The sequence below is a fragment of the Aeromonas sp. 2HA2 genome (assembly GCF_029237345.1).
Taxonomy (GTDB): Bacteria; Pseudomonadota; Gammaproteobacteria; order Enterobacterales; family Aeromonadaceae; genus Aeromonas; species Aeromonas salmonicida.
The window spans coordinates 37,828-62,786 of sequence record NZ_JAACGB010000008.1 but is presented as its reverse complement, the minus strand read 5'-3'; the positions used below and the strand labels follow the sequence as shown (position 1 = coordinate 62,786).

The 24,959-nt window shown below is 61.2% G+C and carries 25 protein-coding genes; 18 read left to right on the top strand and 7 right to left on the bottom strand.

What is annotated here, in order from left to right:
- Positions 1–12: 12 nt before the first annotated feature.
- The 3 genes from GWQ29_RS12180 to GWQ29_RS12170 form a co-directional block, all read right to left on the bottom strand.
- The gene (locus GWQ29_RS12180; RefSeq protein WP_275919581.1) at positions 13–1,992 is read right to left on the bottom strand and encodes a bifunctional 2',3'-cyclic-nucleotide 2'-phosphodiesterase/3'-nucleotidase; all 1,980 of its coding nucleotides are present in this window, start codon (positions 1,990–1,992) and stop codon (positions 13–15) included.
- Between the two features lie 126 nt (positions 1,993–2,118).
- Entirely contained in the window at positions 2,119–2,739 is a 621-nt protein-coding gene (lysE, locus tag GWQ29_RS12175; protein ID WP_265461999.1) for an L-lysine exporter, read from the bottom strand.
- Positions 2,740–2,941: 202 nt separating this feature from the next.
- Positions 2,942–3,724, bottom strand: coding sequence for a LuxR family transcriptional regulator (locus GWQ29_RS12170; protein WP_005315931.1), 783 nt, complete (start codon positions 3,722–3,724; stop codon positions 2,942–2,944).
- Positions 3,725–3,786: 62 nt separating this feature from the next.
- On the opposite strand from GWQ29_RS12170, the gene GWQ29_RS12165 reads away from it, so the two are divergent.
- From GWQ29_RS12165 to GWQ29_RS12115, 11 genes are all read left to right on the top strand, one after another.
- Positions 3,787–4,410: an acyl-homoserine-lactone synthase gene (locus tag GWQ29_RS12165; RefSeq protein WP_058394881.1), complete on the top strand. Its 624-nt coding sequence runs from the start codon at positions 3,787–3,789 to the stop codon at positions 4,408–4,410.
- Positions 4,411–4,675: 265 nt separating this feature from the next.
- A complete protein-coding gene (locus tag GWQ29_RS12160; RefSeq protein ID WP_265420677.1) occupies positions 4,676–5,575 on the top strand; it encodes a LysR family transcriptional regulator ArgP in 900 nt (299 codons plus the stop codon).
- Positions 5,576–5,675: 100 nt separating this feature from the next.
- Positions 5,676–7,727 carry an exoribonuclease II gene (locus GWQ29_RS12155; protein ID WP_275919522.1) on the top strand — a complete coding sequence of 684 codons (2,052 nt, stop codon included), beginning with the start codon at positions 5,676–5,678 and terminating at the stop codon, positions 7,725–7,727.
- A gap of 392 nt (positions 7,728–8,119) precedes the next feature.
- The gene (locus GWQ29_RS12150) at positions 8,120–8,713 is read left to right on the top strand and encodes a TetR/AcrR family transcriptional regulator (protein WP_265462001.1); all 594 of its coding nucleotides are present in this window, start codon (positions 8,120–8,122) and stop codon (positions 8,711–8,713) included.
- A 34-nt stretch (positions 8,714–8,747) separates the two neighbouring features.
- Positions 8,748–9,794 (top strand): heparan-alpha-glucosaminide N-acetyltransferase domain-containing protein, encoded by a 1,047-nt coding sequence (locus tag GWQ29_RS12145; RefSeq protein WP_265462002.1) that lies wholly within the window; start codon positions 8,748–8,750, stop codon positions 9,792–9,794.
- 455 nt (positions 9,795–10,249) lie between these two features.
- Entirely contained in the window at positions 10,250–12,172 is a 1,923-nt protein-coding gene (locus GWQ29_RS12140; RefSeq protein ID WP_059111577.1) for a PTS mannitol transporter subunit IICBA, read from the top strand.
- Between the two features lie 37 nt (positions 12,173–12,209).
- Entirely contained in the window at positions 12,210–13,355 is a 1,146-nt protein-coding gene (locus GWQ29_RS12135) for a mannitol-1-phosphate 5-dehydrogenase (RefSeq protein ID WP_275919521.1), read from the top strand.
- A gap of 127 nt (positions 13,356–13,482) precedes the next feature.
- The gene (locus GWQ29_RS12130; protein WP_005315973.1) at positions 13,483–14,004 is read left to right on the top strand and encodes an MltR family transcriptional regulator; all 522 of its coding nucleotides are present in this window, start codon (positions 13,483–13,485) and stop codon (positions 14,002–14,004) included.
- Positions 14,005–14,186: 182 nt separating this feature from the next.
- Entirely contained in the window at positions 14,187–15,974 is a 1,788-nt protein-coding gene (locus GWQ29_RS12125) for a sodium:proton antiporter (protein WP_275919520.1), read from the top strand.
- Entirely contained in the window at positions 15,971–16,555 is a 585-nt protein-coding gene (locus GWQ29_RS12120) for a DNA-J related domain-containing protein (RefSeq protein ID WP_265420682.1), read from the top strand. Before GWQ29_RS12125 ends, GWQ29_RS12120 begins: the two co-directional genes overlap by 4 nt.
- A gap of 57 nt (positions 16,556–16,612) precedes the next feature.
- Entirely contained in the window at positions 16,613–16,861 is a 249-nt protein-coding gene (locus GWQ29_RS12115) for a hypothetical protein (protein WP_159165282.1), read from the top strand.
- A 42-nt stretch (positions 16,862–16,903) separates the two neighbouring features.
- Here the strand turns inward: GWQ29_RS12115 and GWQ29_RS12110 are convergent, their stop codons facing one another.
- Entirely contained in the window at positions 16,904–17,422 is a 519-nt protein-coding gene (locus tag GWQ29_RS12110; protein WP_017412795.1) for a mechanosensitive ion channel domain-containing protein, read from the bottom strand.
- 9 nt (positions 17,423–17,431) lie between these two features.
- Positions 17,432–18,424, bottom strand: coding sequence for a zinc transporter ZntB (gene zntB, locus GWQ29_RS12105; protein WP_005315978.1), 993 nt, complete (start codon positions 18,422–18,424; stop codon positions 17,432–17,434).
- 105 nt (positions 18,425–18,529) lie between these two features.
- Between zntB and GWQ29_RS12100 the strand changes: the two genes are divergently transcribed.
- The 6 genes from GWQ29_RS12100 (at position 18,530) to GWQ29_RS12075 (ending at position 22,471) form a co-directional block, all read left to right on the top strand.
- The gene (locus GWQ29_RS12100; RefSeq protein ID WP_275919519.1) at positions 18,530–18,982 is read left to right on the top strand and encodes a YaiI/YqxD family protein; all 453 of its coding nucleotides are present in this window, start codon (positions 18,530–18,532) and stop codon (positions 18,980–18,982) included.
- Between the two features lie 119 nt (positions 18,983–19,101).
- Positions 19,102–19,371 carry a PepSY domain-containing protein gene (locus tag GWQ29_RS12095; protein ID WP_005315980.1) on the top strand — a complete coding sequence of 90 codons (270 nt, stop codon included), beginning with the start codon at positions 19,102–19,104 and terminating at the stop codon, positions 19,369–19,371.
- 48 nt (positions 19,372–19,419) lie between these two features.
- Positions 19,420–19,977, top strand: a complete 558-nt coding sequence (locus tag GWQ29_RS12090) for a cytochrome b/b6 domain-containing protein (RefSeq protein ID WP_265462006.1) — start codon at positions 19,420–19,422, stop codon at positions 19,975–19,977.
- A gap of 92 nt (positions 19,978–20,069) precedes the next feature.
- On the top strand, positions 20,070–20,576 hold the full coding sequence (locus GWQ29_RS12085; protein ID WP_275919518.1) for a metal-dependent hydrolase: 507 nt from the start codon (positions 20,070–20,072) through the stop codon (positions 20,574–20,576).
- A gap of 110 nt (positions 20,577–20,686) precedes the next feature.
- Positions 20,687–22,066, top strand: coding sequence for an ATP-dependent RNA helicase DbpA (gene dbpA, locus GWQ29_RS12080; RefSeq protein ID WP_021140116.1), 1,380 nt, complete (start codon positions 20,687–20,689; stop codon positions 22,064–22,066).
- Between the two features lie 114 nt (positions 22,067–22,180).
- Positions 22,181–22,471: a YkgJ family cysteine cluster protein gene (locus GWQ29_RS12075; protein ID WP_005315990.1), complete on the top strand. Its 291-nt coding sequence runs from the start codon at positions 22,181–22,183 to the stop codon at positions 22,469–22,471.
- A 6-nt stretch (positions 22,472–22,477) separates the two neighbouring features.
- Here the strand turns inward: GWQ29_RS12075 and GWQ29_RS12070 are convergent, their stop codons facing one another.
- Positions 22,478–22,876 (bottom strand): hypothetical protein, encoded by a 399-nt coding sequence (locus GWQ29_RS12070; RefSeq protein WP_021140115.1) that lies wholly within the window; start codon positions 22,874–22,876, stop codon positions 22,478–22,480.
- A gap of 272 nt (positions 22,877–23,148) precedes the next feature.
- On the opposite strand from GWQ29_RS12070, the gene GWQ29_RS12065 reads away from it, so the two are divergent.
- Positions 23,149–24,576, top strand: a complete 1,428-nt coding sequence (locus GWQ29_RS12065) for a PepSY domain-containing protein (protein WP_275919517.1) — start codon at positions 23,149–23,151, stop codon at positions 24,574–24,576.
- A gap of 83 nt (positions 24,577–24,659) precedes the next feature.
- Here GWQ29_RS12065 and GWQ29_RS12060 read toward each other — a convergent pair whose 3' ends face one another.
- Entirely contained in the window at positions 24,660–24,878 is a 219-nt protein-coding gene (locus GWQ29_RS12060) for a DUF6500 family protein (protein WP_005315999.1), read from the bottom strand.
- Positions 24,879–24,959 lie beyond the last annotated feature (81 nt).

Genomic DNA, 24,959 nt, shown 5'->3' with positions numbered 1-24,959 from the left:
TTCCAGCCAGGGTTACTGACGGATCAGGCGGAAGATGGCGTAGCCCGGATGCTTGGCATCGTCCATCGGCAGGGTGGACTTGTACTCCAGATCCGCGCCAGCCAGTTGTTTGGCCTCCTTGCGGGGAGAAGAGTAGAGCCGCACGTCCACGTTGGCGGGCAGGGCCTTCATGTGCCAGTTGTTGTTGGCCGCCGGGCTGAAACCACCCGGGTTGTCGGCAGACTGTGCCTTCAGGTACTGGGCAATGATCTCCCGCGTCTCGGAGGGATCTTCATGCACTATGTTGCTGCCGTCTATGCCCGGGAAGTGACCGCCACCGCTGGCGCGGTAGTTGTTGGTCACCACGTAGAACTTCTGGACCGGGTCAATGGGCTGGCCGTTGAAGGTGAGCGCACTGATGCGCTGGCCGTTGCTGACCTTGTCCCCTTCCTTGTTGTACCGGGCCGGCTGGGTGATATCCACTTCATAGTTCACGCCATCGATCACATCGAAGTTGTAGGTGGGGAACTTCTCGTTCACCAGCCACTGCACCTCTGTCTTGCCGGTATCGATCTGGTTGAACTGGCCGGCGCTCATCTCCAGCCACTCCTTGACGGTAGCCCCGTTCACTTCGACCACCTGCAAGGTGTTCGGATAGATATAGAGGTCGGAGACGTTGCGCAGGGAGATGTCGCCCTGGGCCACATAGGTGAAGTCATTGATGCCGTTGCGACCGCCACGGAAGGGGGCCGCTACCGACAAAATGGGGTAGGACTCCCTGAGTAGACCGTCTTGTTGCAGCTGTTCGGCATAGCGGCGCTGGGCATCGCTCACCAGTTGCACCGAAGGGTCGTCCTGTACCAGAGCGAAGAAGCTGTGGATGGAGGAGGTGATCTTGCCGAGCGGTTCATCAAGCCACTGGTTGGTGGCATCGTGATCCGCCTGCACCAGATCGACGACCCGCTGATCCACGGCGCTGCCTTCGCTGGAATCGATCTTGCGCAGGCTGGCCTGGCTTTGCTTCACCTGCCACTTGCCCTCAACCTGCTCCAGGGTGAGGTCTATGATGCCCAGATGGTTGCCCCAATAGCCTGGCATCACGGTCGGCACGCCGCTCAGGGTGCCGGCCTGGTTGTCCACCTCCGGCAGATCCGGGAAATCACCGGGGAAGTTCTTGTGGGCATGCCCCAGCATAAGGGCATCCACCCCTTTTACCTTGGCCAGGTGCCAGGCGGAGTTCTCCATCATGGCTTCGTAGCTGCTGGCGTTGATGCCGGTGTGGGCAACCACGACCACTATGTCGGCGCCCTTGGCACGCAACTCGGGCACATAGTGGTTGGCGGTCTCGACCATGTCGGCCACCACCACCTTGCCTTCCAGATGACGCTTGTCCCACTGCAGCACCTGCGGTGGGGTCAGCCCCAATATGCCCACCTTGACGGTCTGCTCCTGCCCCTTGTCATCCTTCACCTTGCGCTCCAGCAGCAGGTAAGGGGTGAACTTGTTGCCACTCCAGTCTATTTGCCCCTTTGCATCGCGCTTGAAGGCGCCCGCCTCGAACACGTTGGCGTTCACATAGGGGAACTTGGCACCCTGCAGTGTCTTGGTGAGGTAATCCAGCCCGTAGTTGAATTCGTGGTTGCCCAGGTTTCCGGCGTCATAACCCAGCTCGTTCATGGCCTTGAACACGGGGTGGGCCTGCTTGTCGAGGTAACCGGCGCCCGATTGCTCGAAGATGTAATCCGCCAGCGGCGTGCCCTGGAGCAGGTCACCGTTGTCGAGCAGCAGGTTGTTGGGGTTTTCCGAGCGCGCCGCACGGATCAGCAAGGCGGTACGGGAGAGGCCAAACTTGCGATCTTCCTTGTTCTGGTAGTAATCGTATCCCAGCACGTTGGAGTGGATATCGGAGGTCTGGATCAGACGCAGGGCCACAGCGCCCGGTTGCGTCTTGCTGTCGTTTTCATTGCTACAGGCAGACAACAGCACTATGGCTGCAATAGCACCCAGCTTCATGGTTTTATTCACTGTTTTTCCCTTTTATTATGAGTGTCGCTTTACCAGCGACGGGAATTTAACAGACGAATATGTCATGGCATGAAGCCAGGATTAATTTTTATGAGGTGTGGCACAAAAATAGCCTTATGAGGCCAGCAAGGCCCCGCTCGCCAGTTGTAATGCCAGTCCCAACATGATTAAACCAACAATAGTATCAATAGCTTGCTGCACCCGGCCCCGTGCAAGCCAGGGCGAGAGCGCGGCCGCACCAAAGGCCAGACTGTAGAACCAGACCAGGGAAGCCAGCATGGCCCCTGCCGCAAAGGCCGGGCGCAACGGTTCGGCAAACTGGCTGCCAAAGGAGCCGAGCAGCATCAGGGTATCCAGATAGACGTGAGGATTGAGCAGGGTCACCCCGAGCGTCATGGCCAGCACGCTCTTGACCCCCATCAACCGGGGTGAATCCACCAGCGCAGCCCCCTGCCCTTGCCAGGCACTGCGCAGGGAGCGCATGCCGAACCAGCAAAGAAACAGCACACCACCCCAGGTCAGCAGTGCCAGCCCGATGGGACTGGCTGCCAGCAGGTTGGCCCCGCCGAATACCCCAATCCCGATCAGGATGAGATCACACAGACAGCAGAGCGTCGCAGCCAGCAGATGGTGATTGCGATGTATGCCCCGGCTCAGCACGAAAGCGTTCTGGGCACCAATGGGAATAATCATGGCAAGGCCAAGGGTGAAGCCTTGCAGAGTGGTCGCGAACATGGATAAACCGTCCAGAAGAGTGAGTGGACGGCACTATAAAGGGCGGTGGGGTGTTCAGAGAAATTCATTAATCTGCTGAGTGATTCATTTCTCTAATAAAGCGGGATCCTGAGGGCAGGGATGAATTCCATCCAGCACCAACTGTCAATTGCATGATCTGACAATTGTGAGCCTGTCGCTCTGCCCCGAGAATCATTGGGTTTTATTGCATCAGCTTGGGGAAGTTGGTGACAACGACCTGCTCCAGATTGGGCAGCAAAATGCCACTGCTCACCCCCTTGGCGATGGCCTGGTAGCGATTCATCGACCCCGTTTTACGGGTGACCTGATTGAGGTGGTAGTTCACGGTACGTTCCGTGATCCCCAGGATGCAGGCAATTTCACCCGACGTTTTCCCTTCGCTGGCCCAGAACAGGCATTCGGTCTCACGGTCAGTCAGGGCCTCCTGAGGGTCATCTTCCCGCAGACTGACCCGCACAATCCGGATCGCCGCCTCGAAGATGTAGTTGGACATCCAGGAGAGGATGGGCGAGGACTCCAGCAGCAGATCGCTTGACGCCCGCTCGGCAGTGATGAACGACAGTATGCCGTTTTCCCCCGCCGCACCGTGCAGCGGAAACGAAATACCGTTTCGCAGCCCGAACTCCGCCGCCAACCCCATCACATCCAGACTGCCCTCTTGCAGAAAACGCGCCCGTTCATCCAGTCGGTTCCAATAAATGGGCAAGGTCTGCTTGCGGGCCAGCTGGATGATGGGATCACAGGCCAGCATATGGTTGGCCGTATAGGCCTGCACCCAGGAGTCAGGGCACTGATTGAACAGCACCACCTTGGGCCTTTGCATCGACATGGGAATGATCAGTGCGAACCGGTAGTAGTCATAGCCCATACCGAGCGTGAATCGACCGATCAACTCGGCCAAACGATCCCCGTCTGTTACCGAAGTGAAATGTTCGAGGTACTCAAGCAGTTGGTCTTGTTTCATATGCTAGCCCCCCTGGCCAGGGCCTCGATTATAGCGCCGAACACTGAAATGGAGACATCTGAATGCTTGTTTTCAAAGGAAAATTAAAAGAACACCCCAGATGGGAGGTAGAAAACGAGCTTTATCGCTTCCGTAATCGCGTCTTCTCCGATCGTCTCGGCTGGGATGTGGAGTCTCACCGTGGTCTGGAGCAGGACAGCTTCGACACCCCGGACACCCATTGGGTGCTGATCGAGGACGAAGAAGGCCTGTGCGGCTGCATCCGTCTGCTCAGCTGCGCCCAGGATTACATGCTGCCCAGCATATTCCCCACCGCTCTCGCCGGGGAGATGGCACCACGCAGCAGCGATGTGTGGGAACTGACTCGCCTCGCCATCGACGCCAACCGGGCGCCGCGCATGGGCAACGGGGTGAGCGAGCTGACCTGCGTCATCTTCCGCGAGGTTTATGCCTTCGCCAGGGCGAAGGGGATCCGGGAACTGGTCGCCGTGGTCAGCCTGCCGGTGGAGCGTATCTTCCGCCGTCTCGGCCTGCCCATAGAGCGACTAGGTCACCGTCAGGCCGTGGATCTGGGCGCCGTGCGCGGGGTCGGAATCCGCTTTCATCTGGATGAACGTTTCGCCCGTGCCGTCGGCCACCCCATGCAGGGCGAGTATGCCGATGCCAGGGAACTGGTCACCGAGTAAACGCCACATAAAAAAATCCCGGGATAAGGCCCGGGATTAAAAGTTCTCGCTATGGCCCGTTTCCACCCCATGCAAAAACGGACGCAAAAGAGTATCTCCTGAATACCTTTTGACCACCACTGTCACATCTCGCAGTGACAAACCCGCTTTCACCCCGCACACCACGCCAGCCGTGCCTCTCGGCGATCCGGTCAGAGTTTCGTTGTCGTCCTGCCGTCACTCCAGTAGCATCTCTTCTCAATATTCTCTCTGATAAGGAATGCTGATGAAGGCGTTGGACTACAAGCTGCTGCTGGCGCTGGATGCCGTGATGCAGGAGCAGAACTTCGAGCGCGCCGCCCAGCGCCTGCACATCACCCAGTCCGCCATCTCACAGCGCATCAAGCAGCTGGAACAGCAGTTTGCCGAGCCGCTGCTCATTCGCAGCCAGCCACTGCAGGCGACCCCCCTTGGCCAAAAGCTGCTAGCCCACTACCGCCAGGTGCGCCAGCTGGAACTGGAGCTGGCCGGCGAGATCGCGCCCGACGAACCACAGGCCCCGATCCGGGTCAGCATAGCAGTCAACGCCGACAGCCTGGCAACCTGGTTCCTGCCCGCCCTCGCACCTCTGCTGGAGCAGCACCCCATAGAGCTGAACCTGCTGGTGGATGACGAATGCCGCACCCTGGATCGGGTGCGCGAGGGTCAGGCCTTCGGTGCCGTCAGCCTGCACGGCCAGCCACTGGCGGGCTGCTGCGTGGACGAGCTCGGCGAGATGCGCTACCTGCTCACCGCCAGCCCCGCCTTCGTCGCCCGTCACTTTCCCGCCGGGCTCACCCCGGCGGCACTGGCAAAGGCACCGGCGGTGGCCTTCGATCAGCGCGACGACATGCATGTGAGCTTCATGGCGCGCCACTTCGGGCTGGAACCCGGCGGCTATCCCTGCCACACGGTGCGCTCGTCGGAAGCCTTCGTCGCCATGGCCGAGCAGGGGCTCGCCTATTGCCTCATCCCCGAACTGCAGATCCGCCAGCAGCTGGCCCAGGGCAGCCTGCTCGATCTCAGCCCGCAGCATCACCTGGTCGAGCGCCTCTACTGGCACCGCTGGGTACTGGAGCGCGGGTTGCACAAACAGATCTCCCAGCGCCTGATCGATCAGGGGCGCAACGCACTGCACAGGGGCTGACGGGGCCATTCACCTTGGCTTTGGAGGGGTAAAAACGTATAGTGCTGGGCGATCCTTCATCAGGTCTCCACCCAGTTTTTCCACTTCAGGTTCCTCACTTATGTTCCAAGACAATCCGCTGCTGGCCCAGCTCAAGCAACAAATCCGCGAAAACATCCCCAAGAAAGAGGGTGTGATCCGCGCCTCGGACCGGGGCTTCGGCTTTCTGGAAGTCGATGAGAAGACCAGCTATTTCGTGCCGCCCCCCTACATGAAAAAGGTGATGCACGGTGACCGGGTGAGCGCCCTGATCCGTACCGAAAAAGAGAAGGAAGTGGCCGAACCGGATGCCCTGCTGGAGCAGGCAGTGACCCGTTTCGTCGGTCGCGTCAAAATGTTCCGTGACCGCCTCAACGTGGTGCCGGACCACCCCCTCATCAAGGATGCCATCAAGGCCCGCACCAAGAAGGGTCTGGATGAGACGTCCTTCAAGGAAGGGGACTGGGTGGTTGCGATCCTCAAGCGCCACGCCCTGAGTGATGGCAACTTCTCTGCCGAGATCATCGAAAAGATCGCCGATCAGGAAGACCACAATGTGCCCTGGTGGGTGGTGCTGGCTCGCCACAACCTGGCCCAGATAGAACCGGCGGATCTGCCGGAGTGGAAGGTGATCGAGGAAGAGGAGCTGCCACGTACCGACCTGACCGCGACCCCCTTCTTCACCATTGACGGCGCCAAGACCAAGGACATGGATGACGCCCTGGCCATCCGCAAACTGGACAACGGCTGGGAGCTGCTGGTCGCCATCGCCGACCCGACCGCCTATGTGGCCGAAGGCAGCGAGCTGGACAAGGAAGCCGCCCAGCGCGCCTTCACCGTCTACATGCCGGGTCGCAACGTGCCCATGATACCGCGCACCCTCTCGGACGAGCTCTGCTCCCTGAAAGAGGGCGAGGAGCGCAACACGCTCTGCGCCCGCCTGCTGATCGCCGAAGATGGCCTGCTGCTGGAGGAGACCGAATTCTTCGCCGCCCGCATCATCTCCCATGCCCGTCTCAACTATGACGAGGTCTCCGACTGGGCCGAACAGGGTAAACCTCTCGAGATCGACGCCGGCGTGATGGCCCAGCTGCCGCTGATGAAGACCATGACGGAGGCGCGGATCAAGTGGCGTACCGAGCACGCCCTGGTGTTCCCGGACAGACCCGACTACGACTTCGAGCTGGGGGAGAACGGCGCCGTGCTGGCCATTCACGTGGAACCGCGCCGCATCGCCAACCGCATGATCGAAGAGTCGATGATCGCGGCCAACATCTGCGCCGGTCGCGTGCTGGGCAAGAGCGTCGGCTACGGCATCTTCAACGTCCACACAGGGTTCGATGAAGAGTCCCTCGACGGCGCCATCGACCTGCTGAAAAGCGCCGAGGCCCCGTTCGAGCGCGACGAGATCGCCAGCCTGACCGGCTTCTGCGCCCTGCGCCGCTGGATAGACAACCTGGACACCCGCTGGCTGGATGGCAAGATCCGCCGCTTCCAGAGCTATGCGCTGATGTCCTCCGAACCGGGTGCCCACTACGGCCTGGGGCTGGATGCCTACGCGACCTGGACCTCCCCGATCCGCAAATACGGCGACATGGTCAACCATCGCCTGCTCAAAGCCGTCATCGCCGGCAAGACCCCGGGCGATCGTCCTAGCCAGGAACTGACCGAGCACCTGACCGCCTGTCGTCGCCTGCACCGCATGGTGGAACGCGACATCGGCGACTGGCTCTATGTCCGTTACCTCAAGGCTGCCGCCGGCACCGATCAGGTGTTCAACGCCGAGATCATCGACGTGATGCGCGCCGGTCTCAAGCTGCGCCTGCGCGAAAACGGCGCCGTTGTCTTCATGCCCGCCCGTCACATCCTGGACAACAAGGATCGACTGGAGTGCAACTGGGACAATGGCCGCGTCTACCTGGACAAGACCGAAGTGGTCTATGAACTGGGTCAGGTTATCGAGGTCAAGCTGAGTGAAGCGGTGGAAGAGACTCGCTCCCTCATCGCCAAACCGGCAGTGGAGCTGGTACCAGGCCCGGCACCGGAAGCCCCGGTGGCCGACAGTGCCGTAACCGAGAACAAGGTAGCCGACAGCACTGAGACACCAGCCGAGGCAGCCCCCAAGGCGGAATAAGCCAAGCCTCTACAGCTCGATGCAAAAGCCCGCAACCCTGCGGGCTTTTTTATACCCCTTGTTCATGGCCGGCAGGAAGACGATGCCCCGCCCTCAGCCCCCTTGAGCCTACAGACGAGCGCTCTGATGAGCGGTTGGCCCGACGAGAAGATGGCCAGGAGTGCAATGACCTTCTACCTGTCTTGGCCTTGACCGGCTTTGGGTCCGGGTTATTCGGAAACCTCACTGACCGCTCGGCGGACGCATGGTTTGCCCCGGAGTATGCCGACCAAGGAGATGCCTCCTCTTGGCTAACTGTGGCTTGCTTCTTTTTCACACCGGAGATAAGGTGAACACCTAAAATGAACGAACGTTCGCTCACGTAATGTCGACCAGCAGAGAGGAAGCCGACCATGTCCATCAATCACAACCGCCTGGAGCAGCGGCGGGAGCTGATCATCCAGGCAGCCCTCGGCTGCTTCATCGAGCGGGGCTTCCACCAGACAGGGATGCGCGACATAGCCGCCGCCGCAGGGGTGAGTCTGGGCAACCTCTATAACCACTTCGCCCGCAAAGAGGAGCTGATCGCGCTGATCGCCTCGCTGGAAGCCGCCGAGTTGCAGCCCCTGCTGGATGAGCTGGATCAGGGCTCCGCCCGCGCGGCACTGGCCCGCTTCGCCGCTGGCTATCTCGCCTGGTCGCAGACGCCGGAGAATCTACTGCTCGGCACCGAAATCCTGGCCGAGCTGACCCGCCACCCCGAGATGGCCGCCACCTTCGCCAGCAACCAGCGCCAGCTGTGCGATGCCCTTGCCAATACGGTACGGCGGGGACAGCAGGAGGGATTTCTGGAGGCAAGACTGGACCCCGATCTCACCGCCCAACTGCTGCTGGACGGGCTGGAAGGGCAGGCACTGCGCGATGCACTTGTCCTCCATCCGGATCAGCCCTCAGCGGCGCAACGACTGCCACAACTGCTGGACCTGCTGCTGGGGCCGGCCAACTGAGCCATGGTTTCATCTCCTGCTAGGCAAGCCGATCATGACATCGTCATCCAATAGACTGGAAGGGCTGGATCTGGCCCGCGCCATGGCCCTGCTCGGCATGGTGCTGGTGAACTTTCGCATCGCCATGGGTGTGCTGACAGGCGGGCCTGACTGGCTCAAAGCCCTGCTGGATGCGCTGGAGGGTCGTTCTGCCGCCAGCTTCGTGGTGCTGGCCGGCATAGGTCTCGGTCTCTCGAGCCGCAAGCTGAGCTGGCCGACAGCCATGCAGCACACCGCCAAGCGGGCCCTGTTTCTGCTGATCCTGGGACTGCTCAACTATCTGGTGTTTCCAGCCGACATCATCCACTACTACGCCGTTTATTTCCTGCTGGGGGCTTGCTGCCTGCGGTTACCCTCCCTCTGGCTGCTCTCCCTGATCCCCCTGCTGGCAGCGGGATTCGTCATCCTGCTGTTTCACTTCAATTACGATCAGGGTTGGCAGTGGCACAGCTTCAGCTACCCCGAGTTCTGGACCCTGAACGGCTTCGTCCGCAATCTGCTGTTCAATGGCTGGCACCCTGTGGTGCCCTGGCTGGGCTTTCTGCTCTACGGCCTCTGGCTGAGTCGTCAGGCCCTCGAGAACGCGAGCGTACAGAGATGGCTGCTGGCCGGTGGGGTGAGTGCCATGGTGTTGGCCAGGGGGTTGTCGCTCTGGTTGTCGACCCTCTTGCCGAGCCCAGAGCTGGCGCCGCTGCTGGCGACCCAACCCATACCTCCGGCACCGCTCTACCTGCTGTTTGGCATGGGGGCGGCCAGCACCCTGATCGCGCTCTGCCTCTGGCTCGGCCGCACCCTGCCCACTGCTCGCTGGTGGCGAGTCTGGCTGCCAGTTGGTCGGCAGACCCTGACACTCTATATCGCCCATATCATGCTCGGCATGGGCGTGCTGGAGGGGCTGGGCTGGCTGCAGGGGCAAGATCTGCCCGAAGTGGTACTGGCCGCCACCCTCTTCGCCCTGGCGGCCCTGTTGTTCGCCAATCTGTGGAACCTGCGCTTCGCCAGAGGACCACTGGAGGGAGTAATGCGCCGCTTGTGCGGTTGAATGCCAATCATGAAAAACTGAAAGTGGGTTACAAACCTACTGACTCATTGGTGATTAATGAGAAAATACTACCTATCCATCGTTATCCCTCTCGGATTTTGCATCTCACACACTGACCCGTTTGAATACAAATCAAGTATTCGTGACAGCCATCACATTGACAACGGGTTTGCGCAAACCACAAAAGGTGACTCAAATCACATTAAATAGGTGGTGGCGGCAAGAAAGATCGAAATGTAGCCAAACTACAGAGCTTGAATGTGATCAGGGTCACTACTTAGGGAGGGGGTATGGCTGGGTATTTGAGAGGTACGTCACAAGACACCCCGTTTTCAGCCTAATTTGATCACAAGCTGGTAGATTGAAGTTGCTTAGACGACTGGGATGGGGGTTCGGCAAAACCCGTCATCCCGACTACCACTTTTAATCAAACAGGCTTAAAACGGGGTCCCGACATGTTATCACCGGATACCAAAGTCAAGATACAGAATTTTGGACGCTTCCTGTCCAATATGGTCATGCCCAACATAGGCGCTTTCATCGCCTGGGGCTTTATTACCGCTCTCTTCATTCCCACCGGCTGGCTGCCAAGCGAAACCTTGGCCAAGCTGGTCGGCCCCATGATCACCTATCTGCTGCCGCTGCTGATTGGCTATACAGGCGGCAAGCTGATGGGCGGTGAGCGGGGCGGCGTGGTCGGTGCCATCACCACCATGGGCGTGATCGTCGGTACCGACATCCCCATGTTCATGGGTGCCATGATGGTCGGTCCGCTGGGTGGCTGGGCCATCAAGCGCTTCGACAAAGTGATGGAAGGGCGCGTCAAGAGCGGCTTCGAGATGCTGGTCAACAACTTCTCCGCCGGTCTCATCGGCATGTTGCTGGCTATCCTCGCCTTCTTCGTGATCGGTCCCTTCGTCAAGGTGCTCTCCGGCGTACTGGCGGGTGGCGTCGGCTTCCTGGTGGAAAACCACATGTTGCCGCTCACCTCCATCTTCGTTGAACCGGCCAAGATCCTGTTCCTCAACAACGCCATCAACCACGGCATCTTCTCGCCGCTGGGGATCCAGCAGGCGACCGAACAGGGCCGCTCCATCTTCTTCCTGATCGAAGCGAACCCGGGCCCGGGCATGGGCGTGCTGCTGGCCTACATGGTATTCGGCCGTGGCGCCGCCAAGCAGTCCGCGGCTGGCGCCTCCATCATTCACTTCTTCGGCGGCATCCACGAGATCTACTTCCCGTATGTGCTGATGAACCCGCGCCTCATTCTGGCGGTGATCGCCGGTGGCATGACAGGGGTCTTCACCCTGACTCTGTTCAACGCTGGTCTGGTTTCCCCTGCCTCACCGGGTTCCATCTTCGCCGTGCTCTTGATGACGCCGAAAGCCTCCCTGATCGGGGTTGCCCTCTCCATCATCAGCTCGACCCTGGTCTCCTTCCTGGTCGCAGCCGTATTCGTTCGCGCCCAGCAGCCGGAAGCCGACGAGGCCGACGCCCTGGGTGAAGCCACCCGCAAGATGAAAGCCATGAAGGGCGGCAAGCCCGAAACCGCAGCGGCCAAGAAGCCGGGCGGCGAACTGATGGCGGTGCGCAATATCGTGGTCGCCTGCGATGCGGGCATGGGATCCAGCGCCATGGGTGCCGGCATGCTGCGCAAACGTGTGCAGGCCGCCGGGCTCGACATCAGCGTCACCAACCGCGCCATCGATCAGCTCGACGATCAGGTGGATTGGGTCATCACCCACAAGGATCTGACCGAACGGGCACGTCGTCATGCGCCGAACGCTCACCATATCTCGCTCACCAACTTCCTCGACAACGGCCTCTATCAGGAGCTGGTGCAGAACCTGACACTGGCGGCCAACGATGACGTGGCCAACCCGCAACTGCTGGTCGCGGCCAACGACGACAACTACGAACTTCAAGCGGCTGAAGTGTTCACCCTGAGCCGTCACGACGTGCATCTGGGGCTCAAGGCCGACAACAAGGAGGCCGCCATCCTGACCGCTGGCAGACTGCTGGCGGAACGGGGCTATGTGGCACCGGATTACGTCAACGCCATGCTGGAGCGCGAGCAGCTGGTCTCCACCTACCTCGGCGAGTCCATCGCCGTGCCCCACGGCACCATAGCCGCCAAGGAGTTTGTGAAGCGTACCGGCATCGTCATCTGCCAGTATCCGGCCGGTGTCGCCTTTGGCGAGGCGGCTGACGAGGTGGCACGACTGGTGATCGGCATCGCCGCCCGCAACGACGAACACATGCAGGTAATAACCCGCCTGACCAATGCACTGGATGAACCCGGTCTCATCGACCGGCTGGCCAGCACCACGGATCCCCAGGAATTTCTGGATCTGCTGGGTGCCGAACAGGCTGCGTAATCATCCTTCATCGTCTTTGGTTGTAGAGGTTAATATCATGAAAACATTGCATTTTGGTGCCGGCAATATCGGTCGTGGCTTCATCGGGAAATTGCTGGCCGACGCCAGCCATCAGGTCACCTTCGCCGACGTCAACGAGACCCTGATCGATCAGCTCAACCACCGTCAGGAGTACAAGGTGCACGTGGTGGGGGCGGATCAGAAGCTGGACGTGGTACGCAACGTGGCGGCGGTCAGCTCCGCCGGACACGAGGTGATAGCCCGTATCATCACCGCCGATCTGGTCACCACGGCGGTCGGCCCCAACATTCTGGACAAGATTGCCAGCACCCTGGCCAAGGGGCTTCAGGCCCGCTTCGATGCCGGCAACCTGAGCCCGCTCAACGTCATCGCCTGCGAGAACATGGTGCGCGGCACCAGCCACCTCAAGCAGGAGGTACTCAAGTACCTGCCGGTCGCGTATCATGCCACGCTCGAATCCTGCGTCGGCTTCGTCGACTCGGCGGTGGATCGCATAGTGCCGCCTGCCGCGGCCAACGACGATCCGCTGGAAGTGACGGTGGAGAGCTTCAGCGAGTGGATCGTCGACCAGACCCAGTTCAAGGGCGAACTACCCCAGGTGGCGGGCATGGAGCCCACCGACAACCTGATGGCCTTCGTCGAGCGCAAGCTGTTCACCCTCAACACGGGCCATATCGTCACCGCTTACCTCGGCAAGTTGCGGGGCTACCGCACCATTCGTGAGGCGATCGAGGATCCGGTGATCCGCAGCAAGGTGCGCCGCGCCATGGAGGAGAGCGGAGCCGTGCTGGTGAAACGCTACGGCTTCGATCCGCGTCTGCACGCCGCCTACATAGAGAAGATCCTGGCCCGCTTCGCCAACCCCTATCTGGTGGACGAAATTGACCGGGTCGGCCGTCAGCCGCTGCGCAAACTGGCGGCAGGGGATCGGCTGGTGAAGCCGCTGCTCGGCACCCTGGAGTACGGCCTGCCCAGAGACCATCTGCAAGAGGGAATCGCAGCTGCGCTGCACTATCACAACGCCGATGATCCCCAGGCGATGGAGCTGCAGGCCCTGCTGGCGGAACTTGGGCCGGCCCAGGCCCTGGCCCGGGTGACCGGCCTTGCCGCCGACAGCGACATAGTCAGAGCCATCGTTGCCCGTTACGACAGCTTGAAGTGACCCTGATGGGGTGCACTCACCGCCAGACAGCCGCCTCAACCGGTTGAATGGCATGGGAATTCACCTCATATGATAAAAACCGGGAGAGAGGCACTCTCTCTCCCAGTCAGCTGGACCCAATGCACCTATGACCACACACCAGGAAGATGAAGTACTGGAGCGACTGAACGAGCAGGATGGCCCCCGCGGCTTCTTTCTCGAAGTCGTGACCATCCTGGAAGAGGCGGTCGACTCCCTGATGCGGCGAGCCTTTCGCCAGGAGGAGTATGCCGTCAAATACGCCATCGAACCCCTGCTCAACCAGAGCGGCCCCCTCGGCCAGCTGGAGGTGCGCCTCAAACTTATCTTTGCCCTCGGCCTCATCTCTCTGGAGCGCTATCAGGATCTCGAAGCCTACCTGAAGATCCGCGATTTTCTGGTGCGCGATCCCAAGGATTACCGCTTCAGCGACAAGCCCATTCGCGATCTGCTGGACAGGCTGCATTGCCTGAACCAGGGCAGCATGATGCCGCAGGATCCCCCTGCCAACGAGGAGGACTGGCCCTTCTACCAGATGCAGCTCAACCGGCTCGATCAGGTGGTGCGCTCGGCCTTGGTGCTGGCGGTGGCCGACTGTGTCACCGACCTTCACAAAGAGAGCCCCATCTAATTCGACGGATAATGGCGGCGTAGCGCCCCCCCACACCTCTGCGGCCACGCCCTGTCCGGCCCACCATGACGCCGACTGTCGCGCAGCTCCCCGCGGCACTTGCTCCCAACCTCTGCGGGTGTCAATCTAGCCATCTTCCCCGCTACACTTCCTCCAAGCTCATTACCTGAATCGAGGTCTGCATGACTGCTCTTTCCCTGGCCGGGATCGCCCTGGTCTCAGTGCTGGCCCAATGGCTCGCCTGGTCACTGCGAGTGCCCGCCATTTTGTTTCTGCTGCTCACCGGCCTGACCCTGGGACCGGTCAGCGGCCTGCTCGACCCCGATGCCCTGCTCGGGGACCTGCTGTTCCCGCTGGTCTCTCTGTCGGTAGCCATCATCTTGTTCGAGGGTGCCCTGACCCTGCATCTGACGGAACTCAAGGGGATCGGCAAGGTGGTGCGCAACCTCTGCTCCACCGGCATGCTGGTCAGCTTCGCCGTCATCGGCAGCGCCAGTTACTTCCTGCTGGGACTGGACTGGCGGGTCGCCATGCTGCTCGGCGCCGTGCTGGTGGTAACCGGCCCCACTGTGGTTGCCCCCATGCTCAACGTGATCCGTCCTACCCGGGAGGTGGATCGCATACTGCGCTGGGAAGGGATAGTCATCGATCCCATCGGTGCCTTGTTCGCCGTGCTGGTGTTCGAGGCGGTACGCCTCGGCAGTCAGGGCGATCTGCTCAGTCACACCCTGCTGGCACTGGCAAGAACCGTCGGGGTCGGTACCCTGATCGGGGTTGGAGCCGGCTGGCTTACCACACTGCTGATCCGCAAGGACTGGCTGCCGGTCAGCCTGCACAAGTTCGGGGTATTGGCGCTGGTGCTGGTCACCTTCAGCCTCTCCAACTGGCTCAGTCACGAATCCGGCCTGCTGGCGGTGACCGTATTCGGCATCTGGCTCGCCAATCAGGATGGGCTGGATCTGGAAGAGGTGCTGGCCTTCAAGGAAGATCTCGCCGTCATCCTCATTTCCTCCCTGTTTATCCTGCTGGCGGCCCGCCTCGATCTGGCCCAGCTCTGGCAGCTCGGCCCCATGGTGCTGGCACTGCTGTGCGTGGTGCAGTTCGTGGCACGCCCACTCTGCATCCTGGTCTCGACCTGGGGCTCGGATCTCTCCTGGCAGGCCCGCGCCCTGCTGAGCTGGATAGCGCCGCGGGGCATAGTGGCGGCGGCGGTCAGTGCCTCCTTCGCCATCAGCCTGCATCAGGCCGATATTCCCGATGCGGACAAGCTGGTACCCCTGGTGTTTGCGGTGATCATCTCCACTGTGGTGTTGCAGAGCCTCACCTCGGCGCCGCTGGCGGGCCTGCTCGGGATGCGTCAGAGCGCCCCCAACACCTGGCTCATCATAGGTGCCAACTCTGTGGCCAGGGCCATAGGCAAGGCGCTGGCGGATCAGGGAGTCCCTGTCTATCTTTCTGATCCTGCTTGGGAATTTTACAAGCAGGCACGCATGAGCAACCTGCCCTGCTATTTCGGCAACCCCCAGTCGGAACATGCCGAGCTGCATCTGCCGCTCACCAGCATCAGTACAGTGCTGGCGCTCTCCCCCAACCGTCACAACAACGCCCTCGGCGTGCTGCACTTCGCCCACCTCTACGGTGAAGAGAAGGTCTACTCCCTGCGCTCCAGCGAACAGCACGGCAAGGCGAACCGGGAGAGTGCCACCTTCCGCGCCCGCCAAAACCTGTTCGGGCCCGATATCAACTACGCCCGCTTGAGCGGCCTGCTGAGCCGGGGCGGCCAGATCAAAGCGACTCGCCTGAGCGACACCTTCGACTGGGCGCAATATCAGGAAGCCAACCCCGGTGCCATACCGCTGTTCGTACTGGATGCCAGGGCGCAGCCCCGCATCGTCACAGGTCTGGTCACGCCTCTGTCAGGAGAGTTGCTGATAGCCCTGCAACCGCCGAAGGAGACGGCCAGCTCATGAGTGAGACACAGCACTGTCACAACCCGCTGCTCGCCCCCCTGCTGACACTGCTACAAGAGGCAGCGGCCAGCTACAAGGTGCACGAACTGCTGGCCGCCCTGCGCCAGCAAGGGGCCATTCCCACCCTGGCCGGGGATGAACAGCTGCAGCTGTTTCGGGTCAACTTTCTGATCATGAATGCCCTCTACCAGTTGCAGGCTGAGCTCTATGACGCTGGGTGGTGGCTGGTGATCAGCTCCCTGGATATCCGGCTAGAGCCCCTTGCCGGGGCAACAGATACTCGCCAGAGGTTGGCCCTCGGCCAGTCTCTGCGCAACTACTACCTCGACTGGCAGGTGTTCTGGCAGACCGACCGGGAAGAGGTGGAGGCTCTGCTCAACCGCTTCTGGCGCGCTTATGACGGAGCGGGACACAGGGCGGAGGCGCTGGCCCTGTTCGAACTGACCGCCGATGCCAGCCAGGAGACAGTTCGCCGACGCTGGCGGGAGCTTGCCCTGCAACATCATCCGGATCGGGGTGGCGATGCAGAGACCTTCATCCGCATGCGCTGGGCCTGGGAGTGTCTGAACACGGCCAGATGAATCAGGCAGATTCAGCCACTAGACTTGAAGAGGCGCTATGAGTCACAGGAGGACGTCATGACAGTCAATGAACTTCGCCAGCTCTATCAGCAGCAAGCCTTCAAGGAAGCCGAGATACTGCAAGATGCCATACTGCCGGGCTGGATCGTGGAGTTCAGAGGGCAAGATGGCCGCTTGTACGAGATGACTGACACCCTGGGTTGCCCCCTTTCGTTCGGCTCGGTCGAAGAGGCCCGCCAGCACATTCATCTGGTGGCAGACTGCCCCATCCAGGTCGAGCATCTCTATCGCTTCTTCGAACGCTGATAGAGACACATGATCAAAAAAAGGCTCCTCGTGGAGCCTTTTTCATTCTGGCTGCAGGGGGTCTGCCACCTTGCCCTCCAGTCGCCTGACCGGCTTTTGCAGGATCAGGTTGGCGGGATAGGTGACCAGATCGCCGTTGTCATCCCGCACCCGCACATAGAAAAGACCGATCTCGGTGATGACGCCGGTGACGGAATCATCCTTGTCGAGGATGCGGATCCGGTCGCCAATCTTGTAGGGAAAGGCGAAGAAGATGGTGATGCTGGCGGTGATGTTGGAGAGGATCGACCACTGGGCCACCATGGCCACCCCGAGCACGGCGAAGAAGGAGGAGGCGAGCACCACCAGCCGTGAAAAATCGAGCCCCCATACCCCGGCCAGGATCAGCAGGGTGGCGCAGCCAAGCAAAAAGTGGAACACGTGCTCCACATAGAGCACCCGGTTTTCACTCACTTGTCGGGTATGGGCCAGCGCCAGCAGGCTCTTGTGAATGAGGCTGCGGATCAGGGTGTGGCCCAGCAACAGCAGCAGGGTCACGCCAAAAGATTGCCAGGTTGTCATGATTGTTCCTTACCACCAGCGTCTGTGTTTGAGCCAGACCGCCAGCCCGGTGGCCAGCGCCACCAAGGATCCGCAGAAGACCCAGAATGCGGTCGGGCTCTCGGCCCCAGGAATACCGCCCAGGTTGATGCCAAACAGACCAGTCAGGAAACTGGCGGGCAAGAACAGCAGCGCCATCACCGACATCTGGTAGGCGCGGCGGTTGGTCGCCTCCGCCATCAGGTTGTTGATCTCGTCCGCCAGCACACCGGTGCGGGCCACGCCGGCATCGAGATCATCGAGCCAGCGGCGCAGACGGTCAGCGATGTCGAGCAGGCGGCGGCGGTCATCTTCGTCCAGCCAGCTGATCTTCTCGTTGGCCAGACGCGCCACCAGATCCCGCTGGGGGGAGAGGTAGCGGCGGATCATGATGAGTTGCTTGCGGATCCGCGCCAGTCGGCCATTGGCGGGCAGGTCGCGGGCCAGCACATGCTCCTCCAGCTCCAGGATCTGATCGTGCAGCTCTTCCACAAACTCCCCCGCCCTGTCGGTCAGGGCATCACACACCTCCACCAGCCAGTCGGCCGGGGTATCGGCACCACCGCCCTGCGTCAGCTGGTTGAACACGTCCTGCTCGGAGAGCAGCGGACGACGACGGCTGCTGATAATGAGATCCGGTGTGATGAAGATACGCAGCGCCACCATCTCTTCCGGCCTGTGATCCTTGTTGTGATTGATGCCGCGCAGGATCAGCAGCACAGTCTCTCCCATCCGCACCAGCTTGGGCCTGTTGCTCTGGCCGAGCAGGGACTCCTTGGCCGCATCATTGAGCAGCGGGGTTTGCAGCAGCCAGCGGGCCGCCTCCGGATTGCCGTAATCCAGATGCAGCCAGCCAGGGCTCTTCCCCGGGATCTCGCTCCCCGCCGCCAGTGGCTGCATGCCACCCTTGCCATCCAGGGTCAGGGCATAAATCACATCGCTGGGTACCCGATCCATCTGCTCGTCCTTTTCATTCAGTCTCATCGGGCCAGCTTACACTAAAGCCCGGCCTGACTCAGCCCCGGGGCAGCCGCTCCTCACCAGCCGTGCTAAGATGCGACCCTCGTTTCAGACACAGGAAACCATGCCATGCCCATCTGGGTTGATGCCGATGCCTGCCCCCTCCCGGTCAAGGAGATCCTTTACCGCGCCGCCCACCGCGCCCAGGTCGTCACCACCCTGGTGGCCAATCAGGGACTGCGGGTTCCCCCCTCCCCCTACATCAAAACCCAGCAGGTAGAGAAGGGATTCGATGTGGCAGATCATGTCATTGCCCAGCAGGTCACTCCGGGGGATCTGGTGATCACCGGCGACATTCCCCTCGCGTCCTGGGTCATAGATGCCGGTGGCGAGGCGCTCAATCCCCGTGGCGAGATCTACACCCGCGAGACCATACAGGCCCGTCTCGGCATGCGTAATTTCATGGAAGAGCTGCGCTCGGCCGGGGTGCAGACAGGCGGCCCGGCCCCCTTCAACGCGGCCGACAAGCAGCGCTTCGCCAACGCCCTCGACAAGTGGCTGCTCAAGGGCAAGCTGAGCTGATCCCGCCTCCCCGGCTTGCGGCCGGGGATATTCATGCCTATCCCCTTTTGCTTAATTTTTCCTTAAGTCTGACGCCCTAACCTTGCGGCTGTTCATCCCCCACCCGCAAGGAACCCGCAATGAAACTGACACCACTGTTGTTACTGCTCCCCCTGTTTAGCGCCACTGTACTGGCCGGCCCCCAGTGTACCCAGACCGACAAGACGCAATGGCTGAGCGAAGCCGAGGCCCAGCAGCAGATCAAGGCCATGGGCTACGACATCAAGAAGTTCAAGGTGACCAAGACCCACTGCTACGAGATCTACGGTTGGGACAAGGACAAGCGCAAGGTCGAGATCTACTTCGACCCGACTGACCTGAAGAAAGTGAAAGAAGAGATAGACCAGTAGCGCAACCATGGGCCGGTCCGTCGCCGGCCTCTTTGATGGAGTCTTGCCATGACAACCTCGTCTGAAGTGAAGGTCTGGGATCCCCTCATCAGAGGGTTTCACTGGGCAACAGTGATCCTCTGCCTGCTCAACTTCTTCGTACTGGAAGAGGGCAGCAGGAACCACAGGTATGTCGGCTATGGGTTGGCAGCCCTGCTGCTGATCCGGCTGCTGTGGGGTCTGGTGGGTTCTTACTACGCCCGTTTCGGCCAATGGTGGCCGACCCCTACCCGCGTCCGTGACTACCTGCGCCAGCTGGCCCGGGGTCGTCACCCCTACTATCTGGGTCACAACCCGCTCGGGGCCCTGATGATCTGGGTGCTGTTGCTGTCACTGGTCGGCACCATAGCCACCGGCTGGCTCACCACCTTGGATGCCTTCTGGGGGGAAGAGTGGATGGAAGAGGCCCATGAGGTCATCGCCAATACCCTGCTGGCCATCATAGCCGTGCACGCCGCAGTGGTGATCCTGACTGACCTCCTCACCCGCAGCGATCTGCTGCGTGCCATGGTGGTAGGGAAAAAACGGGTGCCCGCCGATGCCAGAGTGGAAGATCCGCGCAGTTAATGACCGGGCCGGCCCACCGGCTCCGGTTTTTTTGCTGCAATGGCCCGCGACACTGGTAAGATGCGCCGCCATTTCTCGACGCCGTAACCACCATGACCGCCCAAGGGCATCTGCTGTTTTCCGTTACCTGCACCCTGCTCGCCCACAAACTCCAGCTCACGCCAGCCCTGTCGGATGCCAGCCTGTGGCAGACCATACCGGCGGCGCTGGCCAGCGCCCTACTGCCGGATCTCGACCACCCCAAGTCCGTGCTGGGGCAGCGGCTGCCCTGGATCTCGAAACCGCTCTCGCGACTGTTTGGTCATCGCGGCTTCACTCACAGCCTGCTGGCGGTCGCCGCAGCCGTGTGGGGACTGGATCAAAGCCTGGCGCCCAACATGCTGCCCGCCGGGATCAAGGATGCGCTCATTATCGGCTACCTCAGCCACCTGCTGGGGGACTGGCTCACGCCGGCGGGTATTCCGCTGTTCTGGCCCATCAAGCGCCGCTACCGGCTGCCAGGCTGGCCCCTCAAGAGCGGTGGAGCCATCGAAACCGGCTTTTGCACTCTCACCCTGCTGGCGGCCGGCTGGTGGTCAGGCTGGCAGCCGATGGGATGAACAGCGTCAAACCAGCGTTCAAAAATCCGCCACATCCGGTGCCGCATTCTGGTACAATGCGCGCCCTTAGCGCTGTGCGCACCCCGTATTCTCCGAAATAGAGTCCTTTTGTGAACAACACCGAATTTAGCAGCCTCAATCTCTCCCCCGCCCTGCAAGAGAACCTCACCAGCCTGGGTTATCTGCAGATGACCCCGATCCAGGCCCAGAGCCTGCCCCTGGTGCTCGACGGCAAAGACCTGATCGCCAAGGCAAAAACCGGCAGCGGCAAGACAGCGGCCTTCGCCCTCGGCCTGCTCGCCAAGCTCAACGTCAACCGCCTCGAAGTGCAGGCGCTGGTGCTCTGTCCGACCCGCGAGCTGGCGGATCAGGTAGCCCAGGAGATACGTCGTCTGGCCCGCGCCCTGCCCAACGTCAAGCTGGTCACCCTGTGCGGCGGTACCCAGACTGCCCCCCAGTCTGCCACCCTGAGCTTTGGCGCCCACATCGCCGTCGGCACCCCGGGTCGCATTCTCAAGCACCTGGAGCAGGGCACTCTCGAACTCTCCGGCCTCAAGACGCTGGTGCTGGATGAAGCGGATCGCATGCTGGACATGGGTTTTGGCGAAGAGATCAACCGGGTCATCAGCTATGCACCCGAGCAGCGCCAGACCCTGCTCTTCTCCGCCACCTATCCGGAGGGGATCGCCCAGATGAGCCGCGGTGTGCAGCGTAATCCGGTCGAGGTCAGCGTGGAGTCCCTGCACGAGGGGAGCGCCATCGAACAGAAGCTGTATGAAGTCCCGGCCGGTCAGCGCCTCGACGCCCTCACCTGGCTGCTGAGCCACTATCAACCTGCCTCCTGCGTAGTGTTCTGCAACACCAAGCGGGCCTGCAACGACGTGGCCGATCATCTGGCCGCCAAGGGCTTCTCGGCGCTGGCACTGAACGGCGACCTGGAACAGCGGGAGCGGGATCAGGTGCTGGTGCGCTTTGCCAACGGCAGCGCCACCATTCTGGTGGCTACCGACGTGGCCGCCCGCGGTCTCGACATCAAGGAGCTGGGCGCCGTCATCAACTACGAGCTGACCTATGATCCGGAAGTGCACGTGCACCGCATCGGTCGTACCGGTCGTGCCGGCCAGCAGGGTCTGGCCCTGAGCCTCTACCAACCGAACGAGGCCCAGCGCGTCAACCTCATCGAGGAGTACCAGCAGGCCCCCATGCCGCAGGGCGATCTGGCCGAGATTGGTCGCGAGATCAAGCCGATTGCGCCGCAGATGGTGACCCTCTCCATCGATGCAGGCCGCAAGACCAAGGTGCGCGCCGGTGACATTCTGGGCGCCCTGACCGGTGAAGGCGGCATTGCCGGTGCCGATGTAGGCAAGATCCAGATCTCCGAGCAGTACTCCTACGTGGCGGTAAAGCGTAGCGTAGGGAGCGCCGCACTCAAGCGGTTGCAGGAAGGCAAGATCAAGGGCCGTACCTACCGCGCCCGCAAACTGGGTTAACGACGCAGCCTGGCAGCTCATCTGCCGGGCTCAATCTTGACCACGACTCGGGCGCCTTTGCAGGCGCCTGTTTTTTATCGAACATGTGCCATTCCCATGGCATGGACAACACAGATGAACAGAGAACCCCAAGCCGAAGTCAGCTGCCAGAACTGCGAAGCCTGCTGCTGCCGCCTCGAAGTCATGCTGTTTACCGATACCGGCGTACCGGATCGCTACGTGGACGAGATAGAGGGACAGGTGCCCGTGATGCACCGGCTGGAAGATGGTTGGTGTGCGGCGCTCGATCGCAATACCATGATGTGTCGTATCTACGAAGTTCGCCCGCTTATCTGCCGTGAATTCGAGATGGGCGAGCCCGACTGCGTTGACGAGCGGGATAAATGGTTTATCAATCTTAGCTAAGCAGACCTAAGCCGGTTTCGCGGCCAGCTGCTGCTTAAGCCAGTGAAGCGCCTCGTCGGTCTGCCCGAAGTAGCGAACCTCCTGAAACGGCAGGTCGTGGAATATCTGATCCGCCAGGTATTGCTTGAAGCTCCCCGCCAGCACCACAGCCAAAAAGGCGCAGCCGTTGGCGGCGCACCAGCCGAACTGGCGACGAAAACGGGCCAGCACCTCGGGCCCTGCTGCCTCAAATTCGGTTGCTACCTCGACGATTCCCCAGGGCGCATCACGCAACTGGGCGAACTGCTGGCTGAAGGCTGACTCATAGGCCATGGCCCCCATCAGATTGAAGGGACCACTCGGCTGACAGATCAGCACCTGTCCCTGCCGCTGCATCTTGAAATGACCGTGTGCTTGTAACGTCACGTCCGCCTCCTTCCATGGATTTTCACTGTGCCAGCACAGCCGGATGTTGCAACAAGGTAAGGATTTATCTACAAAAAGTCCATGCTACATCCAGCACCCTGACGCCGACAGCGCCACCTTTTGGCTCCCCGAGCCTGACGCTGACGCTCTGTATCACTCCCAGAGCGAACCCATCATGTTCTGTTGCAGTTAACAAAACGTTGCTGTTATCATCCGCGCCGCCACAAACATTCCACCAGCAGAAACGTTGGTCATTAGCGCAAGGATCAGAGATGAAAAACAGGGCCTCGAGCCATTACCAGCGGATCTGGCGCTGGCACTTCTACGCCGGCCTCTTCGTCGCCCCTTTCCTGATCCTGCTCTCACTGACAGGGATCGTTTATCTGTTCAAACCCCAGCTCGACAATTTGCTCTATCCCGAGCTGATGAAGGTACCCCCCGCCGCCCACATCCTGAGCACCGATCAACTGCCGGGCAAGCCCCTTGGCGCCGATGCCCTGTGGGCCAAGGCACGGGCCACCATGCCGGACGCCAACCTGAGCAAATACCTGCCACCGGCCGCACCGGATCTGAGCGCCCAGTTTATCGTCACGCAACAAGGCAATGAACTCACCCTGTTTATGGATCCTGTCAGCGGCACCCTGCTAGGCACCATGGACAACAAGTGGAACTTGCAGGCGGTGGCTCGCGCCCTGCATGCCGATCTGCTGCTCGGCACCACAGGGGATCGGCTGATCGAGCTGGCCGCCGGCTGGGGCATAGTGCTGCTTGTCAGCGGCCTCTATCTCTGGTGGCCGCGCAAGGGCCCGGGGGTCGGCGGTATCCTATGGCCACGGCTGAATCAGCGAGGGCGCCTCTGGTGGCGAGATCTGCACGCCGTGGTCGGCTTCTGGGGCGCGGGCTTCCTGCTGTTGCTGCTGCTGAGCGGCATGACCTGGACCGGATTCTGGGGAGCTCAATTCGCCGACCTCTGGAATCGCTTCCCCGCCGCCATGTGGAACGAGGTCCCAAAATCCGCCCCTCTCGTCCGCAACCTCAACCATTCCCATGAACAGACAGTGCCCTGGGCGGTAGAGACGATGCCGATGCCGAGTTCACAGCCGGCGGCCAAGCGTCATGATCACAGCGCCATGCACCAGGGCGGCGAGCAGGATGACATTGTCATGGCCAGCCACCGCATCCCGCTGCAACAGGTGGTGGAGATCGCACAGGCACGTCAGGTCAGCCCGGGTTACAGCATCACACCACCGGTCGGTGAGAGCGGCGTCTACACCATAGCCCTGTTCGCCGACGATCCGCGCAACGATGCCACCTTGCATATCGATCAGTACAGCGGCAAGGTACTGGCCGACGTGCGCTGGCAGGATTACGGCCCGGTCGCCAAGACGGTGGAAACCGGCGTCATGTTGCACATGGGCAAACTCTATGGCTGGCCCCATCAGCTCGCCATGCTGGTCATCTGCCTGATGGTGCTGCTGAGCTCGGTGAGCGGCCTCTGGATCTGGTGGAGCCGCCGCCCGCAGGGGCGTCTCGCCGCCCCGCCGCTGCCTGCCAAATTGCCCCCCATGCGCGGTGCCATCGCCCTGCTGACCCTGCTCGGTATCGCCTTCCCGCTGGTGGGCGCCTCCATGCTGGTCATCTGGCTGCTGGACAGCCTCTTCTTCTCCCGCCGGGCCCCCAGATTGGCCCAAGCCAGCTGAGTGTCACTCACCCGAACGACGGGGTGACAACGCCATATGCAGGCAGGGCTCCTTCTTGGAGCCCTGCTTGTTTCATCCCTGTCCTACTTGCTCCCCTCGACCAGCTGGAGGATCTTTCTGGCCTTCTCGAAATGGTCGAGTCTGTGAGTCTGGATCCACCAGGTCGCCGCCTCCATCAGCAAGTCGGGGTCGTCATTTCTGTTGGCGAAAAACGCATAAAAAGAGAGCCCGACCGTCTCCCCCTTCTGCGCTATTTTCTGGCGGCAAACCTGGATGATTTTCTGTTTGAGTGACTCGCGCATAAGGCGTTCTCCTGTCTGACTGGTAACGTGCCAACGAGTCGCGTCAGCACACAAAAAGGGCTACCGCATCGGGAGCCCTTT

What these genes read in the sequence shown, in the direction of transcription:
- GWQ29_RS12180 (WP_275919581.1), bottom strand. Translation starts at nt 1,992, where the DNA reads ATGAAGCTGGGTGCTATTGCAGCCATAGTGCTGTTGTCTGCCTGTAGC.
- lysE (WP_265461999.1), bottom strand. Translation starts at nt 2,739, where the DNA reads ATGTTCGCGACCACTCTGCAAGGCTTCACCCTTGGCCTTGCCATGATT.
- GWQ29_RS12170 (WP_005315931.1), bottom strand. Translation starts at nt 3,724, where the DNA reads ATGAAACAAGACCAACTGCTTGAGTACCTCGAACATTTCACTTCGGTA.
- GWQ29_RS12165 (WP_058394881.1), top strand. Translation starts at nt 3,787, where the DNA reads ATGCTTGTTTTCAAAGGAAAATTAAAAGAACACCCCAGATGGGAGGTA.
- GWQ29_RS12160 (WP_265420677.1), top strand. Translation starts at nt 4,676, where the DNA reads ATGAAGGCGTTGGACTACAAGCTGCTGCTGGCGCTGGATGCCGTGATG.
- GWQ29_RS12155 (WP_275919522.1), top strand. Translation starts at nt 5,676, where the DNA reads ATGTTCCAAGACAATCCGCTGCTGGCCCAGCTCAAGCAACAAATCCGC.
- GWQ29_RS12150 (WP_265462001.1), top strand. Translation starts at nt 8,120, where the DNA reads ATGTCCATCAATCACAACCGCCTGGAGCAGCGGCGGGAGCTGATCATC.
- GWQ29_RS12145 (WP_265462002.1), top strand. Translation starts at nt 8,748, where the DNA reads ATGACATCGTCATCCAATAGACTGGAAGGGCTGGATCTGGCCCGCGCC.
- GWQ29_RS12140 (WP_059111577.1), top strand. Translation starts at nt 10,250, where the DNA reads ATGTTATCACCGGATACCAAAGTCAAGATACAGAATTTTGGACGCTTC.
- GWQ29_RS12135 (WP_275919521.1), top strand. Translation starts at nt 12,210, where the DNA reads ATGAAAACATTGCATTTTGGTGCCGGCAATATCGGTCGTGGCTTCATC.
- GWQ29_RS12130 (WP_005315973.1), top strand. Translation starts at nt 13,483, where the DNA reads ATGACCACACACCAGGAAGATGAAGTACTGGAGCGACTGAACGAGCAG.
- GWQ29_RS12125 (WP_275919520.1), top strand. Translation starts at nt 14,187, where the DNA reads ATGACTGCTCTTTCCCTGGCCGGGATCGCCCTGGTCTCAGTGCTGGCC.
- GWQ29_RS12120 (WP_265420682.1), top strand. Translation starts at nt 15,971, where the DNA reads ATGAGTGAGACACAGCACTGTCACAACCCGCTGCTCGCCCCCCTGCTG.
- GWQ29_RS12115 (WP_159165282.1), top strand. Translation starts at nt 16,613, where the DNA reads ATGACAGTCAATGAACTTCGCCAGCTCTATCAGCAGCAAGCCTTCAAG.
- GWQ29_RS12110 (WP_017412795.1), bottom strand. Translation starts at nt 17,422, where the DNA reads ATGACAACCTGGCAATCTTTTGGCGTGACCCTGCTGCTGTTGCTGGGC.
- zntB (WP_005315978.1), bottom strand. Translation starts at nt 18,424, where the DNA reads ATGAGACTGAATGAAAAGGACGAGCAGATGGATCGGGTACCCAGCGAT.
- GWQ29_RS12100 (WP_275919519.1), top strand. Translation starts at nt 18,530, where the DNA reads ATGCCCATCTGGGTTGATGCCGATGCCTGCCCCCTCCCGGTCAAGGAG.
- GWQ29_RS12095 (WP_005315980.1), top strand. Translation starts at nt 19,102, where the DNA reads ATGAAACTGACACCACTGTTGTTACTGCTCCCCCTGTTTAGCGCCACT.
- GWQ29_RS12090 (WP_265462006.1), top strand. Translation starts at nt 19,420, where the DNA reads ATGACAACCTCGTCTGAAGTGAAGGTCTGGGATCCCCTCATCAGAGGG.
- GWQ29_RS12085 (WP_275919518.1), top strand. Translation starts at nt 20,070, where the DNA reads ATGACCGCCCAAGGGCATCTGCTGTTTTCCGTTACCTGCACCCTGCTC.
- GWQ29_RS12075 (WP_005315990.1), top strand. Translation starts at nt 22,181, where the DNA reads ATGAACAGAGAACCCCAAGCCGAAGTCAGCTGCCAGAACTGCGAAGCC.
- GWQ29_RS12065 (WP_275919517.1), top strand. Translation starts at nt 23,149, where the DNA reads ATGAAAAACAGGGCCTCGAGCCATTACCAGCGGATCTGGCGCTGGCAC.
- GWQ29_RS12060 (WP_005315999.1), bottom strand. Translation starts at nt 24,878, where the DNA reads ATGCGCGAGTCACTCAAACAGAAAATCATCCAGGTTTGCCGCCAGAAA.